The organism is Colwellia sp. MB02u-6 (assembly GCF_014077095.1).
Taxonomy (GTDB): domain Bacteria; phylum Pseudomonadota; class Gammaproteobacteria; order Enterobacterales; family Alteromonadaceae; genus Cognaticolwellia.
The window spans coordinates 118,815-134,109 of sequence record NZ_JACGVG010000029.1 but is presented as its reverse complement, the minus strand read 5'-3'; the positions used below and the strand labels follow the sequence as shown (position 1 = coordinate 134,109).

The following is a 15,295-nucleotide window of genomic DNA, read 5'->3' as shown; positions in this document are numbered from 1 at the left end:
AATACAAGATATTCATTGCTATTATTCTGATATAAAAATAAACACTTAGTACATTTAATTTTTAGTCACACAACAATAGCTATATTATTGCTATAACTTCACCTTTTTTTTGCTGAAACATTACTATTTTTTTGTTTTCACTGTCTTTGACTATCTTTAATAATCAGATGTTCTTAGCTCTGAAAGCTAGCTCAACATGGCTTATTTCTGTAATAAAACATTGAAATACCATCACTATAATTATCGCTATAAGCTGACAAGAACCTCTCAGAAAACACCAAATAAGGCACGAGTGAACACCCAAATCAACACTATTTTTTTCATCTATTTATCTAAATCATTTGCACTCGCTCTTGTCAGTACCTCCTCAGTATTGGCTTAACTACCTACCAATTAAGCCAATATTGATCTTAATCAATATTGGGCCTTATAAACTAGTGATACCTGAGGAACTACCTGCCAAGCTAAATGCAATTAGATTGTTAAGTGCTCTGTAACTGATGTTTCTGTAACCAGATTAATGGAACAAACTGCGAGTGAAATTTTCACAATACACTAGTTTGTATCGTGCGGTAATCGCAGCATATATTTACTGCTTAAGTGGGTCGCTGAGTAGGCTATACCTAAGCAATTAAGTGTAATACTTTGCTATGGAAGAGGAAACTATATGTTTTATTATCGCCGTTATAAGGATTTGTATTAAAGATGACAGTATTTCAAATGCTCTAGAAAAATTATATCCCTTATTTTCCATTACTTATTGAATAAGTAATGGAATTAATGAGTGGTTTAGTTAAACCGGCCAAAAAATTAAGGATTAATAATGAAATATACCCTGCTGACTTTACTTATCATAATGTCATTAACACTACTGAGTTGTAGTAAAGGTGTTGATTCACCACGAGGATTTAGTTTACCTAAAGGCAATATTGACTCAGGAAAAAAAGTGTTTTTAAAGTTTAAATGTTCAGCTTGCCACACACTTAACAATATTAAAGATATTGGGACTGCAGAGGCAAAGGTTGCAAAACATCCAACTATTACCATTACTATTGGTGGTAATAAAACCAAAATAGTCACTTACGCAGAATTAGTGACTTCAGTTATCAATCCTTCGCATAAATTTGCTAGCCCATCTTTACCAGCAGCAAAAGCTGCAGATGGTAAATCAAATATGAAGATCTTTAATGATGTTATGACCGTCACTGAACTTATTGATTTAGTATCTTTTTTACAGCCCAATTATCAACTAGTGCCTTATCAACACACCAAATATCAATACTATCCACATTAATGATTACGGGAGCTTTAAATGAATATTAAATTTTTTGGTGCTACCAGAGAAGTTACTGGTTCATGCTATTTGATACAAGTTAATAATAAAAACATATTACTCGAGTGTGGCATGTTACAAGGCTCTAAAAGTCATGAACTACACAATCAGGACCCCTTCCCGTTTGATGTTGCCCAACTTGATGCCGTGATTGTTAGCCACGCTCATCTTGATCACACAGGGCGTTTACCCATGCTAATAAAAGAAGGTTATCATGGCAATATATACACCCATAGTGCGACCGCAGATCTATGTGAAATTATGCTGGTTGATTCTGGTTATATCCATGAAAAAGAAGCACGCTGGGAAAACAAAAAACGTGAACGTAAAGGCATAACATTAATAGAGCCACTTTACACCACTGAAGAAGCGAGCAGAACACTACAATATTTTCAAGGCCTTAGCTATGACAAAGAACTAGAAATTTGTTCCGGCGTTAAACTCACCCTTAGAGATGCAGGCCACATTGTTGGTTCAGCTATTGTTGAATTAACGCTTACTGAAAATGGCGAAAGTAAAAAAGTTGTTTTTAGTGGTGATTTAGGTCATAAAAACGCCCCTATTTTACGTGATCCTTTTCAAGTTAAATATGCTGATCTTGTGATAATGGAAAGTACTTACGGAGACCGACTTCATCGCAGTTGGGCGGATACTTGGCAAGAAATGGGCGATATTATTGCCCACGCTAAAAGCGGCAAAGGCAATATATTAATTCCAGCTTTTACTGTGGGTAGAACGCAAGAGTTACTCTATGAATTTAAACAACACTTTGAAGCGTGGCAAGTGGCTGACTGGCAAATTTTTCTCGATAGCCCTATGGGAATAAAAGCGACCAACGTCTATGCTAAATATAGGGAGGTTTATGATAAAAAAGCGACAGATATTGAAGAAAATCATCAGGGCATATTTGATTTACCCAACCTGCACATGTCAGAAACAACTCAATACTCAATGAGGATCAATCAAATAAACTCAGGTGCTATTATCATTGCCGGTAGTGGTATGTGCACAGGAGGCAGAATTAAACACCATTTTAAACATAACATTTGGCGGAAAAATGCCCACGTGATTATTGTTGGATTTCAAGCCAGAGGCACCTTAGGGCGGTTACTTGTTGACGGTACTGAAAATATTAATTTATGGGGTGAAAAGGTACAAGTTAATGCCCAAATTCACACCATCGGTGGTTTTTCAGCTCATGCCGACCAACAAGGATTATTAGAATGGTACCAAGGCTTTGAAAATACACCGCCAGTAGTATTGGTGCATGGCGAGGAAGAAGCCATGAGCGTACTAGCAAAAAAATTGAAACATCAATACCAAGCTAATGTCGTGCAAGCCAGCTATAAGCAAAATATTATTATCTAAACAAGGGAGAAATTTATGTATAAGCATATTTTATTTGCGACAGAGCTAGATGAAACTAAAAGTTATATTGAAGATAAGGTCGAAAAATTACAACAGCTGACTCAAGCTAAACTGAGTATTATTCACGTGGTAGAGCCAATGGCTAACATTTACTATAGTGGTATGTATGGCGTTGTGCCTAACCTTGATGCTTCATACAGTGTTAGTGCAACAAAAGTATTTCAAGACCGCGCCAAAGAGGGCCTTCAACCTTTGATTAAAAGGCTTAATATTTCTGAGCAAAACCTACATATACCCGTAGGACAAACGAGTGAGGAAATATTAGCGTTTGCCGAGCAGCATAACGTTGATTTGATTATAACCGGCAGCCATGGCGTGCATGGTTTGCGATTATTATTAGGCTCCACCGCAAATGCCCTTTTACACGGCGCAAAATGTGATGTACTCGCCATACGTTTTGATGAATAACCTCATCAAAACAGTGTGTTCGGGGCCCTAAAATAAGTAAAGCTTTTAGACGTTCTAAGCATTAATTAAGTACTGGGTCTATAAAGCTGTAAAACTAGTTTTGCAGCTTTATCACTGACCCTATTTATCACTGTCCTGTCACCAAAAAATATAATCAGCCAAATAGTTTTAATTCACCATACTCTTAGTGAGAAGGATTTTCACCTTATGTTAAAACTAAAAGCTGTTGCCATTGACACCTTTAAAGAAAATGTTGCCTACTTACATCGCGATTGCCCACTCTATCGCACTGAAGGTTTTCAGGCGTTAATGAAGATAGAAATTTACATAGCGGGCAATGGCGGCCCAGTGCTTGCGGTATTAAACATTGTTGATGACTGCACTATTGTTGATATTAATGAGCTGGGTTTAAGTATCCAAGCTTTTAAACAATTAGTTAAAGAACAAGGTGTTGACGTAAGAATCGCGCCAGCTAAGCCCCCCATATCACTTAAAGCCGTACATCGTAAAATTGCCGGTGAATCGTTAAAAAAAAATGAGTTTCACCTTATTTGCCAAGATATTTTAGAAAACCGTTATTCCAAAATGGAAATTGCCGCATTTTTAGTCGCCTGTAGCCATAATGGCTTAGAGCGACAAGAAGTATTTTTTTTAACAAAAGCCATGGTTGATACTGGCGAAGTTTTAAACTGGGGTGAAAATATAGTGGTTGATAAGCATTGTATAGGCGGGATACCTGGTAATCGTACGACTATGATAGTGATGCCCATTGTAGCGGCACATGGTATGTTAATGCCTAAAACGTCTAGCCGAGCTATTACCTCACCTGCGGGTACTGCCGACACCATGGAAGTGTTAGCTAACGTAGAGCTTTCTATTGAACAAATGAAAAAGGTAGTACACCAAAATCGTGCCATGTTGACCTGGGGTGGCACAGCAAGGCTAGCACCTGTTGATGATATTTTAATTTCGGTTGAACGCCCTTTATCAATGGACTCAACCGGACAGCTGGTTGCCTCTATTTTATCTAAAAAAATAGCAGCAGGTTCAACACATCTACTCATTGATATACCTGTAGGTCCATCTGCTAAAATTCACAATAACCAAGCTGCGTTAGCCCTAAGGAAATTATTTGAATATATTGGCGATCTCTTTGGTTTACATATCGATGTAGTGATCAGTGATGGTTCTCAACCAATCGGCAATGGTGTAGGTCCTGCATTAGAGGCAAGAGATGTCCAACAAGTGTTAACTAACCACAAAAATGCACCCAGTGATTTACGTGAAAAATCGCTACGATTAGCCGGTAGGATTTTAGAGTTTGATCCCGATGTAAGAGGTGGACAAGGTTACAATATTGCCCGAGACATTTTGGAATCTGGCCGAGCCTTTGAAAAAATGCAAGCCATTATCCTTGCACAAGGAGCACAACCAAAAAAACAAGTTAAAGCCCCATTAGAATATGCAATGCTCGCAAGTAAAAGTGGCTATGTTAGCGCTATAAACAACTTAAACATTGCCCATATAGCGAGTTTGGCGGGTGCTCCTATAGAGAAAAATTCCGGTGTGGATCTAATTAAAAAAGTAGCCAATAAAGTCAAAAAAGGTGACACACTTTTTGTTATCTATGCCAGTTTTAAAAGTGATTTTGAATTTTCCACACAATTTGCACATGAAAACAATGCTTATGTTATAGCGAAAAATCCCCCCTCAACAGATGATAACTACTTTATTTAATAAGAGTCCTTAGGAGCAAAAATGACCTTAATACTAGGCTTTGATGATTATTTGTTACCTGCTCAGCAGCTAGCTAAAAGTTTATCAGCGGCGTTTAAGCAGGTAGAGTTACACCAATTTCCTGATGGTGAAACCAAGGTAACATTGCCAACAACGCTGCCAAAGCATATTATTATTTGCCGAACATTAAATAACCCCAATGCAAAGATTACTGAACTGATCATCACGGCAGCAGCCGCCAGAAATCAAGGCGTTAAGCACATCACCTTAGTAGTACCCTACTTATGCTACATGCGGCAAGATATTGCTTTTAATCCCGGAGAAGCCGTTAGTCAAAAAATTATTGGCCACTTACTTGCCGCTTATTTTGATAGCGTTATCACTATCGACCCACACTTACACCGTATCAATAACCTAAGTGAAGCCATTCCCATTACTCAAGCCTACGCTCTCCATACCACGGGGGCTATGTCACAATTTTTACAACAACATTTTAGTCATCCTGTTCTTATTGGCCCTGATGAAGAGTCTGAGCAGTGGGTAAAAGCTATCGCTCAACCACATCAGTGGCCTTATGTTATTGCGACAAAAGCGCGTTTTGGTGATAAAAATGTTGCGGTCAGCTTGAACACACATGATAAAAATAACATTAAAGCCGTAAGCTTAAGCAACCGAGACGTGATCATTGTCGATGACATTGCCAGCACAGGAAAAACCCTAGAACAAGCCGTGAAACAAATACAACAACAAACCCCTGTCAGTATTTCAATCATAGTCACTCATGCCTTTTTTGTTGATAACGCCTTAACAAGGCTAAAGGAAATGGGTGTGGCAAATATTTGGAGCTCAGACAGCGTATTGCATAGCACTAATGCCTTTAGTATTATCGATACCGTAGCAAGGCAGTTAAAAAAGATAAATATAGCAGACTAAAGCCAACCAACATTAAACCTACATAGTACTACGGGGATAACAGCACCTTGGCCAATGCTTTGCAGCTAAGAATTTATTCCATTAACCGCTAAGCAAAGACAAACAGACCAGAAATCAAAAACTGTCAGCTATTATTTTCGGTTAACTGAAAGCTAATGGCTATTTTACTGACAGCTATCGATTAAAACCTAAGGCACTAAAGTCCAAGGTAAAAAAGACTTACAAGCGAGCCTTATGATCTTAACGTTAATGTCACTAACACAATACCATGATCGGTACTTTCGCCATCACGTTCAAAAATAGGATTAATTAAATGTCGGTCATATGTGTGATAATCACTGACTTGATAAAGACTGTCGTGATAACCGGCATCAAATTCACAGGAAAATAAAAGGTAATCGAGTACCGAGCTGCCAGCACCAAAGTAATGAGTTGGGGTACGCGTTACCTTTTCTGCTTGACTAGCTGGCTTAATTTCATTGCTGTCATTAATTTGTGCTACTTGAAATAAATCCCAAGCGTCGTTTAAACAATATTTGGCCAGATAAGCATCACGGTCAATCGCAGAAACAAAGCGTAAGGTATTGGTAAGTAAATGACTTAACACGCCATCAGCTAAGCTATTATTAAAGTCACCCATTAATATCATAGGGTGATCAGTTGCCTCTCGCCGTTCAATCATATCAATCATTAATAAGGTTGCTTCGCTACCACGTTGTATAGTGGAGCCCCAACCGCCCGCTACTTGTGCTTTTAGGCTCTCAATAATGGTTTTTTCTGCTGAGCGTTTTTTATCTTGCTCATCAACTTCAAGCATTGAACGTTTAGATTTAAAGTGCACCACATAACAATCACAGTGACCCATATGAGGTACTTCAATCGTTGCTCTGATGACTTTACGACTAAAAGAAAAGTCGTTAGCTAAACCTAAACTTTCGGCAAGTTCAGTGTTTGGTTTTACCGCATTTACCTCAACAATAGGATAACGTGAAGCTATGGCGACAACAGGACGTTGGTAAATAAAATCATCAATGACCCGCGGTTGATCAACCACGGCAAAATAAGCATAACCCTGCCCAGTAACTAATGCTTTTAACGACTCTGTACTAAAAACCTCCTGAAAGCCAATAATATCGGGCTGATGTTCAGCCAAATAATCAGCCACCCACTTTTGCTTTTTTTGCCATTGCTCTGCACTATAAATTCGCTCAAAATCATAAAAAGCATTAGGGGGTTCAAGGTAATTGAACAAATTAAAAGTAGCCACTTTAAGTTTGGTATTTGTTTCTGAGATAGATACAGCGTCAGAGGAAAGTTGCTGATTTATTGCTTTTTTATCTGCTTGGTGGATAATATTAACTCTAAGAAAAAGATGATAAATAATTATACCCTATCGTTTCTTAAAATTATTAACTTAAAAACCAGCAAATTAAATTATCCCACGTTTTATCTTACTGGTTTATCAAACTACTAGGGTAAAAATTCCTAAAGCTTTATTTTCGGTAAGGTAAATGCGCCACGAATATCACCCAACTTGAAACCTGTGGCTTGATCGTTTGGATATAACTCGTTAACTTTATTACTTACGTCATCAGCTAACTTGCTGCCATGGCATGCTAGACATAAGCCACCCATAGGTATTGCCTTCATATCACGCAACACAGTTTTATCAGCTACTTGCACTACCTCAGAATATTCCATGGGGTTTATATCTTCTCTTACCGCTTTGCGAATTTAAAACTGGCGTAAAATAGTACCTCCCAAGCATAAGGTGCATTGCTTTTACTAAAGATCACACTTGCTGAATATCTTGCATAAGGAGGGTTTCATTAGCATTAACAAGTAAAGCTGTTGTCTGGGGTAGCTAAATAACATACTTGTCAAAGCACACTGCAACAAAACAGGCCAATGGAGCATTTTATTTTGTTGGTATTTTAATGCCCCAGAAAACGCAATTAGGCCTGCAATGACCAGTAAGGTTACAATAGCGGTTTTTCATCTTAGCCAAAATATAAGTCAACGCAGGCACAGTCAATATCGAACCACCTGAGCCTAATAAACCTAAGCTCAGACCAATAAGTATCGCAACAAGAATAATAAGCACAAGTTCGATCATGGTTAATTACTTAAAGGCATTTATAGGTAGCGTTAAATACTGCAAGCCATTATCTGCCGCTTTTGGAAAATGCCCTGCTCGAATATTGATTTGCACCGAAGGTAAAATAAGTTTTGGCATAGCCAAGGTCAAATCTCTTTTATTTCTAAAAGCGACATATTCTTGCGCTGAAACATGGCTATTAATATGGATATTTTTCAACTTTTGCTCAGCGACACTAGTTTGCCAAACATAGTTGTCTCTGCCTTCCGCTTTATAGTCATGTCCAATGAAAATACAGGTATTGTCGGGCAGCGAAAATATTTTTTGAATGGAGTGATATAAAGTTTCAGCATCACCACCGGGGAAATCACACCGAGCGGTGCCATAGTCAGGCATAAATAAGGTATCGCCAACAAAAACGTTGTTATCAATAAGGTAACTTACACAAGCTGGTGTGTGTCCAGGGGTATGTAATACCCTAATGGTGAAACGGCCTAATTCAAGTAGATTACCCTCATGAAGAAGTTGATCAAACTGTTGTCCGTCAGTGAAAAATTCAACTTCAAAATTAAAAATAGGCTTGAATATTTTTTGTACATCCACAATATGCTTACCAATGGCGATTTTACCAGCTAATTTTTTTTGCAGGTATGGCGCAGCTGTTAGGTGGTCTGCATGGGCATGTGTTTCTAAAATCCACAAGCACTGCCATTTTTTTGCTGTGACAAAATCAATAATTTCATCCGCTAACGCCGTTGATGTCGCGCCTGATGACATATCAAAACCTAATACCGAATCAATAATTACACATTGCTTTTCAACACTATCTGCTACTAGGTAAGTTGCCGTATTCGTTGTTTCATCAAAAAAACACTTTATGGTTAAATCAGTCATTTTAATCTCTATTGAATGCGTATTTAGGTTTTAGACGTTCAAATAAAAGTGAGAACGAAATCAACAAGACAGCTACTATCTAGATTTAATACTGTCAATTTTATTAGCGGTGACATCAGCTACCTCGCCATTATATTAGTACAGACTATATTAGAAATCACTAATATAAGTTAATTAATTGTAGCTATGGTTAATCTTAGCTTACAAGAGTGATAAAGTACTGATCCGCATTGGTGTAACAAGCCATATTTTATCTACTGGTAATATGGCATTACTTGCTGAAAAGGTATTTTCTTGAATACAAAGCCTGTAAAAATGATTGTCAGTACCGTTTTCGCTCTTTTAGCCTTTGCCGCTAATTCAGTGCTATGTCGGTTAGCCTTGGGCGAAAACACCATTGATGCCACAAGCTTTACGGTTGTAAGACTGGTTTCGGCTATTATTATATTGTTAGCGTTAATCAAGGTAACAAGTAAAGCAAAGCCAGAAATAATAGAGAGTAAGTCGAAGGGAAGTTGGTTAGCCGCCAGTATGTTATTTATTTACGCGGTAAGTTTTTCCTATGGTTATATTTCATTAGATACCGGCAGCGGAGCACTTATTTTATTTGGTGCAGTACAAATAACCATGATTATTACCAGCGTAATTTCAGGTAATAAGTTGCATTTGTCAGAATGGTTAGGCTTAAGTATTGCCTTTGGCGGCTTTGCCTATTTAGTTATTCCTAGTTTGACCACGCCATCATTGATGGGTTTCATGCTGATGAGCATGTCAGGTATGGCTTGGGCCTTCTATACCTTGTTAGGACGACAATCTAAAAATGCGCTTAGCGATACCGCTCATAACTTCCTTAAAACCTCACCTTTTGTTTTGGCCCTGATAATTTTTGGCTTTAATAACGCATACATCACTTCGACAGGATTTTTGCTCGCGGTATTGTCTGGCGCTATTGCCTCTGGCATCGGATATTTTGTCTGGTATATCGCACTGACAACACTGTCAGTGACTCAAGCCGCAGCTGTTCAGTTGTTGGTGCCAATAATTGCGGCTATGGGTGGAGTTATATTTACCCGTGAATTAATCACCCTGCGCTTAATTGAGTCATCAATATTGGTACTTGGTGGTATTTTAACGGTGATACTCGGTAGATACTATTTTGTGCACTTGCCTGCAAAAAAAGCAGCGAAACTATAGTATAAACGTAAAGGGTTTTACCCTATTTCCGAGCAAGTTATTAATACCTTGGTAAAGCTACAAGTAAGTATGCGATACCGACGTGTTAGCTTAGCTAACAAACTTTATAAACGCGAAGAATATGTAAAAAGTGATTTTACAATGAGGATAATAGCGTAACTGAAGCAAAAATCAGACCATAACCTAAAGCCAAATTTAAACCAGAACTTAAACCAAAAAAGCACTGCTATGTATAATGTAAATTTAATAAGCTATTGGTATAAAAGCTTATCAATAGCTAAAAAACGGTGGAGATTAGCCTCACCTTTCTAGGTTTTCTATCTTAATTAAAACGCTTCATCTTCGCTATAGACACGAACGCTAAGATCACCGTCCATACTGCTAGTTACCAAAAAATTTATGGGCTTACAACATACTTGGCAATCTTCAATGTATTGCTGTTCCATATCAGATGAGTCGATGAGCACTTTAATGGTCTCACCACAATAAGGACACCCTATTGACTGCTTAGTTAATTCATTCAATTTACGTTCTCCAATATTTTTTAACGAGATAGCGAGCAAATATAATTACTCGTTTTTACTCATATTAATGACTTCATAATACGCTAACTAAACTAATTTTTTATTTTTATTTTTTAACAATATAAATTGCTGTTTTAGTCAATTTTATTTTTTAACCTAAGTAATGGATGAATAACGGCTTTGGTGATTTTACCATGCTGATACTTAACCAAAGGTTTGTTGATATAGCCATTAAATTTATCTGACTGCCAGGGATTTAATAAGGCTGACACTGCGGGTACATTAGCAATTAATCCTGTAGATTTTTTTTGTTTTACTTTTTTGTTGTTTGAACTACTACCCTTAGCTACATCACGGTTCTTACCAGAAGCATCAGCAGAAGTATCGATAGGAGCAGATTCGGCAAAGCTTTTCTCGCGACTGGCCGCAACGATGCAAATTTTATATTCTGCGGCGTAAGATAATAAGCTAAATTCAACCTCATTTGCTTCTTGAATATCGAACGGGACGAGTAACACCTGAATATTGTTTAAAGCTGCCTGCTTAACCATTTCTGGTATATTGGCGTCATCACCCGTTAGCATAGCAACCTTGATCACGCCTTGCTCTAACGGCAGCTCTATAATCTCCAGCTCCCCCCCTAGCGCAGTCCATTGATATCTTTGACAAAAATGTAATTGTTGTTGTTTTGCAAATACCCCCTGTTCGTTTATTAGCACAGCATGATGCGTTCCATCAATAACTAAACTCGTGCACACATATTGAAAAGGTCTTAACACGGCACTGATTTTTTTAATGAGCCCAGTACACAAACAGGCCACTTGAGCGAGTTGCTCAGTGTTATTAGTGATTGCTTTATCTGCGATAAAAAATAATTCGGGTAGTTGAATAATGTCACTAAGGTTGTTTTCAATGTAATGACAAACATCTTCAATAGCTTGCTCGTTAGACTTATAGGTGGCAAATATCGCGACATTGGCGGTTTCTGGTACGGTATAATTGAGTGTTGTTTTAGTTGCTTGTTGCAGGGCTAGTTTTTGCTGTTGATAAAGTTCAGGACGTCGTTGTTTTATAAGCTTAGTCCCATCAGGACGCAATTTTTTGCTCAACCCTACCCCAGCTAAGTCGATATCAGCAAAAACAAACCCTTCTTCATTATGATCTAGCTTTGCTAACACCTTGCCATTGGGAGAAACTATTTGGCTATGGCCAACGCCCATCGGGTGCTTTTCAGCCCTTGAACTTTGACTTGAAAAACAGTCACTTTCTGCTGGTGTTTGCTCTTGTAAACGTTCTTGTGCAGGCTCTTGCTGCCTGAGCGAACCAATTTTATTCGCTGTTGCGACAAAAATATTATTTTCACCTGCTCGAGCAAAGTCATGTAAATGGCTTTGATCTAATGCAAATGAACTCTGCGAGTTGCATAATAATTGCCCCCCGCCTAAGGCAAGCCTACGCGATGGTTCAAAAATAATACCATCACTACCAGCTAAAAGCCCAAGTTGTCCAAAAGGGGTTGTTACAATGTCAGAAACTTTACTGGTGCTAATAAAAAAATCATTTTCTTGGGCTGTCAGCGCCTGTTTATCCGCTTGATGAATAAGCTCTCCGAGCGGTGAAAATAAACAAGAGCTAATACTAATATTTGATTTAATCGCCGGATTTTGGTGATCGCGTGTTAGGTCTTGGCGTAGTGTTACGTTAAGCATAATATAACAGTGATGCTTTTTTGCTTGCTGTGCTATCTCTTGTAAAAAACCACCATCAAGTGCTAAAGCTTGATGCCAAGCTTGGTTATGGTCGACGTACGAAGACTGAGTATTACAAAATTCAGGCAAAACGATTAACGATGGCTGGCAAACCGCCGCCTGATTTATCATGCGAACACAGCTTGCTAGGTTTTCTTGAACATTTAAAGCGGTGGCAAACTGAGATACGGTGACGCGCATGATTTATATTTTCCAGGTGACTAGGGCATTTTTTAATTGAGTAATGTCACAACATGACACTTTATACGCGAGATTATATCATTTACATTATGTTTGTGAGCTTGTTGTTCGCAGATAAAACAACTCAAGTGAGTAATAACTTTATAAAAGTGGACTAAATATGAGCAACACACTCAAATTGATAGTCATTTAGCTACCATAAACTATTGGGGTAAAACAGAGATTAAAGCTAACAACCTAATAACAACTGACCTTAATACCTTTAACAGGGTTATGAATCAGCTAACAAAAGCAATAAAACACGGCATTAAAATACAGTGCTCTTATGTTAGGGCTTGCTTAACCTTGTCTTTAGCTAAATATCGATGAATGTAGTAATGGTATTGTCCATTGAAATACCCATAGCAACGGCAGCAATGGTAATAGTCATTAAATCTAATGGAATCGAAAAATATCTAATATACCCATAATCACTGAGGTGGTAATTAAATTAGGTATAATGGCGATCAAGGCCACTTTAAACAATGAAAAAAATCAACGGTGTTATTGCCATAGCACTGTAAACAATCAGTATGATCAGTATTTACAAATCAGGTAAACGCGACAATATGTCATGATAAAGGATAAACAAACCCGTCAGAGTATACTGCTGTTTGTCGATGCACGTGGCTAATAATTCCTGATGAATATCTGCTAACAACTCAGCTATAGTAAACATCCTCGGGGCAAACCCTTCTGCTAATGCAGAACTCACTTTGTGAGCGAGTATTATTGAGAATATCACTAGTTGATGATCATAGTGTATTGGCAAGTTCTTTATTATTAAATAAGCATTTAATATTCGATATTAGCTATCTAACTTAACAATATTTCAGCTATTAAGCAGATTTAAGGCTACTAGACACTATAGCTCTACCAAGCTTAAGGCTGTATTTTACAAATAATAAACATAAAAGACCGTGACTCGTTAAAGTAGCGGTTTATTCGCATATAGTGATGATATTGTGACAAGAAGTAATGAGGCGGTTAGGTCTTTCGTTTCATAACTTATCTGTGTACATATCTAGACTGGCTAGATGAGAAAGTTAATTTGGATGATTACTTAAAAAAGGAATAGTTAAAAATACATACTTATAGCCAATCGAAATTCATTTTTTTTACTAAAGAAGATTTATATATTTTATGGGCTAAGTGGAATGTCTAATTTTTCATACCAAACCAGTACAAAATCACATGCCTTATAACAAAAAATGGGCTGAGTAATAATTCGCTAAAATTGTCTAGTACGACAGGTTGTAGCAAACCATTACAGACCCATGTTTAATTTTTTGTTAACTGTACATTGCACGTTGCTCTGCGTCTTGCGTTTTATTAGGGTCTTCTAAACACACAATAGACTCAATTACAGCAAGGTAGTCAGTAGGCAGCTTACTTTCCTTTGCTCCGATAATGACGTGATTTAAATACCAAGAATAAGGTTTTAATGAGTCGTCTATATTAATTGCGCAGTATATTAAAGCATTAAAGACTTCACCTAAGTCATTTTGTACAGAAACTATTTTTTCATCATATCCATACCCTAAGCTTTCAGCGCGATCTAAGATTGTTTTTTCAGCTCTGTTTATCTCAAATAAAGCACCAATGACTATGTCTTCGATATTATTTGTTTGAAAAGAATCACACTTTCCAGAGCCATCAGTGCCACTCATATTAAAGCGTAATTGGTGGTTTTTAAGTGTTACTGTATCAAGCCTTTTGGCACTTGGTACCCGCTCTTGAAGTCTTAAAATTGACATGTTTGAACCGTATGCAAAATACTTCATCAAATCTCCTGTGCAGTTAATAGCACATTTAGTTGTTGTGCATGTGGGGATAAATTTTCTGTACTGTTAAAGTACAGCTTTTTGTTATACCGGTTTCATTAATTATCCGGCCTTCGAAGCAGAAAAAAAAACCAATATAAGGCAGTTATTTTAATAACGCGTTGTTCAGGACAATAGGTGCTTGAATTGTCTAATAAACTGCAACCATGCAGCGGTACTTATTAAACAAACAACGCCATAGTTGGTTGTTTTCATCAGGTAAAATGATTAGAAAACCAATGAGATTGACATTAGTTGTTTTAACTTACTTTTCCAGCTTCTGTGGCTTCAAGCACCTCATTAAGATTGCCAGTTTTGCAGTCATAAATATAACCATAAATTGGAATCTCGCTGGGCACCATTGAATTACTTCTTATCCTTTGAACGTCTTCCAAAACACTTTTGTCTTGATCACTGATGGTGAGCCAATTAATGTACTTGCCATCAGTTGTACCACCGCCTGCTTTACTGTCATGCCAACCAGAAGCATCAACACTTGAGGTTTTAAGGCTACTCGAAAGTAAATCTGCTATTATTTCAGTTGAGAATGTTTCCATACCACAATCAGTATGATGGATAACAAACCATTCTTTTGTGCCGAGTAATTTATAAGAAATCACTAATGAACGAATAGCATCATCGCTTGCTCTGCCGCCTGCGTTACGAATTACATGTGCATCACCTTCAGCAAGACCTGCATATTTAGCTGGATCCAAGCGTGCATCCATACATGTCAAAATGGCAAATTGCCTACCAGGTGGCATTGGCAGATCACCTTTATCTCCAAATGCAGCGACATAATCAGCATTGGCGGATTTTACTTCATCTACAATTTTACTCATCTTATTCTCCTTTGGTAGGGCGTTTATATTACGCTTGTTTCCACTGCGGCAATAATGGAAACAAGTGATGGTCATAAAAAATTCACCACTTGA

The 15,295-nt window shown here is 37.7% G+C and carries 13 protein-coding genes; 6 read left to right on the top strand and 7 right to left on the bottom strand.

Annotated elements, in window-relative coordinates; all coding sequences use genetic code 11:
* Window positions 1-823: 823 nt before the first annotated feature.
* From H4J46_RS06875 to H4J46_RS06855, 5 genes are all read left to right on the top strand, one after another.
* The gene (locus H4J46_RS06875; RefSeq protein ID WP_182232792.1) at window positions 824-1,294 is read left to right on the top strand and encodes a c-type cytochrome; all 471 of its coding nucleotides are present in this window, start codon (window positions 824-826) and stop codon (window positions 1,292-1,294) included.
* Window positions 1,295-1,312: 18 nt separating this feature from the next.
* On the top strand, window positions 1,313-2,701 hold the full coding sequence (locus H4J46_RS06870; RefSeq protein ID WP_182232791.1) for an MBL fold metallo-hydrolase RNA specificity domain-containing protein: 1,389 nt from the start codon (window positions 1,313-1,315) through the stop codon (window positions 2,699-2,701).
* A gap of 15 nt (window positions 2,702-2,716) precedes the next feature.
* Complete coding sequence (locus H4J46_RS06865) at window positions 2,717-3,169, top strand: universal stress protein (protein WP_182232790.1); 453 nt, start codon at window positions 2,717-2,719, stop codon at window positions 3,167-3,169.
* 207 nt (window positions 3,170-3,376) lie between these two features.
* The gene (locus tag H4J46_RS06860; protein ID WP_182232789.1) at window positions 3,377-4,906 is read left to right on the top strand and encodes a thymidine phosphorylase family protein; all 1,530 of its coding nucleotides are present in this window, start codon (window positions 3,377-3,379) and stop codon (window positions 4,904-4,906) included.
* A 21-nt stretch (window positions 4,907-4,927) separates the two neighbouring features.
* The gene (locus H4J46_RS06855; protein ID WP_182232788.1) at window positions 4,928-5,839 is read left to right on the top strand and encodes a ribose-phosphate diphosphokinase; all 912 of its coding nucleotides are present in this window, start codon (window positions 4,928-4,930) and stop codon (window positions 5,837-5,839) included.
* 232 nt (window positions 5,840-6,071) lie between these two features.
* Here H4J46_RS06855 and H4J46_RS06850 read toward each other — a convergent pair whose 3' ends face one another.
* The 3 genes from H4J46_RS06850 to H4J46_RS06840 form a co-directional block, all read right to left on the bottom strand.
* A complete protein-coding gene (locus H4J46_RS06850; protein WP_182232787.1) occupies window positions 6,072-7,091 on the bottom strand; it encodes an endonuclease/exonuclease/phosphatase family protein in 1,020 nt (339 codons plus the stop codon).
* Window positions 7,092-7,324: 233 nt separating this feature from the next.
* Complete coding sequence (locus H4J46_RS06845; protein WP_182232786.1) at window positions 7,325-7,540, bottom strand: DUF3365 domain-containing protein; 216 nt, start codon at window positions 7,538-7,540, stop codon at window positions 7,325-7,327.
* A gap of 421 nt (window positions 7,541-7,961) precedes the next feature.
* Entirely contained in the window at window positions 7,962-8,831 is an 870-nt protein-coding gene (locus tag H4J46_RS06840) for an MBL fold metallo-hydrolase (RefSeq protein WP_182232785.1), read from the bottom strand.
* Window positions 8,832-9,146: 315 nt separating this feature from the next.
* Between H4J46_RS06840 and H4J46_RS06835 the strand changes: the two genes are divergently transcribed.
* The gene (locus H4J46_RS06835) at window positions 9,147-10,025 is read left to right on the top strand and encodes a DMT family transporter (RefSeq protein WP_182232860.1); all 879 of its coding nucleotides are present in this window, start codon (window positions 9,147-9,149) and stop codon (window positions 10,023-10,025) included.
* Between the two features lie 326 nt (window positions 10,026-10,351).
* On the opposite strand, the gene H4J46_RS06830 is transcribed toward H4J46_RS06835, so the two are convergent.
* The 4 genes from H4J46_RS06830 to H4J46_RS06815 all read right to left on the bottom strand — a co-directional run bounded on the left by H4J46_RS06830 (window position 10,352) and on the right by H4J46_RS06815 (window position 15,202).
* A complete protein-coding gene (locus tag H4J46_RS06830) occupies window positions 10,352-10,549 on the bottom strand; it encodes a CPXCG motif-containing cysteine-rich protein (protein ID WP_182137935.1) in 198 nt (65 codons plus the stop codon).
* A gap of 134 nt (window positions 10,550-10,683) precedes the next feature.
* Window positions 10,684-12,498, bottom strand: a complete 1,815-nt coding sequence (locus H4J46_RS06825) for a nitrilase-related carbon-nitrogen hydrolase (protein ID WP_182232784.1) — start codon at window positions 12,496-12,498, stop codon at window positions 10,684-10,686.
* Window positions 12,499-13,829: 1,331 nt separating this feature from the next.
* Window positions 13,830-14,321, bottom strand: coding sequence for a gamma-glutamylcyclotransferase family protein (locus H4J46_RS06820; protein ID WP_182232783.1), 492 nt, complete (start codon window positions 14,319-14,321; stop codon window positions 13,830-13,832).
* 299 nt (window positions 14,322-14,620) lie between these two features.
* On the bottom strand, window positions 14,621-15,202 hold the full coding sequence (locus H4J46_RS06815) for a carbonic anhydrase (RefSeq protein ID WP_182232782.1): 582 nt from the start codon (window positions 15,200-15,202) through the stop codon (window positions 14,621-14,623).
* Between the last annotated feature and the right edge of the window lie 93 nt (window positions 15,203-15,295).

Excerpts from the sequence above, each read along its gene's own strand:
- H4J46_RS06875 (WP_182232792.1), top strand. The coding sequence starts at position 824 with ATGAAATATACCCTGCTGACTTTACTTATCATAATGTCATTAACACTA.
- H4J46_RS06870 (WP_182232791.1), top strand. The coding sequence starts at position 1,313 with ATGAATATTAAATTTTTTGGTGCTACCAGAGAAGTTACTGGTTCATGC.
- H4J46_RS06865 (WP_182232790.1), top strand. The coding sequence starts at position 2,717 with ATGTATAAGCATATTTTATTTGCGACAGAGCTAGATGAAACTAAAAGT.
- H4J46_RS06860 (WP_182232789.1), top strand. The coding sequence starts at position 3,377 with ATGTTAAAACTAAAAGCTGTTGCCATTGACACCTTTAAAGAAAATGTT.
- H4J46_RS06855 (WP_182232788.1), top strand. The coding sequence starts at position 4,928 with ATGACCTTAATACTAGGCTTTGATGATTATTTGTTACCTGCTCAGCAG.
- H4J46_RS06845 (WP_182232786.1), bottom strand. The coding sequence starts at position 7,540 with ATGGAATATTCTGAGGTAGTGCAAGTAGCTGATAAAACTGTGTTGCGT.
- H4J46_RS06840 (WP_182232785.1), bottom strand. The coding sequence starts at position 8,831 with ATGACTGATTTAACCATAAAGTGTTTTTTTGATGAAACAACGAATACG.
- H4J46_RS06835 (WP_182232860.1), top strand. The coding sequence starts at position 9,147 with ATGATTGTCAGTACCGTTTTCGCTCTTTTAGCCTTTGCCGCTAATTCA.
- H4J46_RS06825 (WP_182232784.1), bottom strand. The coding sequence starts at position 12,498 with ATGCGCGTCACCGTATCTCAGTTTGCCACCGCTTTAAATGTTCAAGAA.
- H4J46_RS06820 (WP_182232783.1), bottom strand. The coding sequence starts at position 14,321 with ATGAAGTATTTTGCATACGGTTCAAACATGTCAATTTTAAGACTTCAA.
- H4J46_RS06815 (WP_182232782.1), bottom strand. The coding sequence starts at position 15,202 with ATGAGTAAAATTGTAGATGAAGTAAAATCCGCCAATGCTGATTATGTC.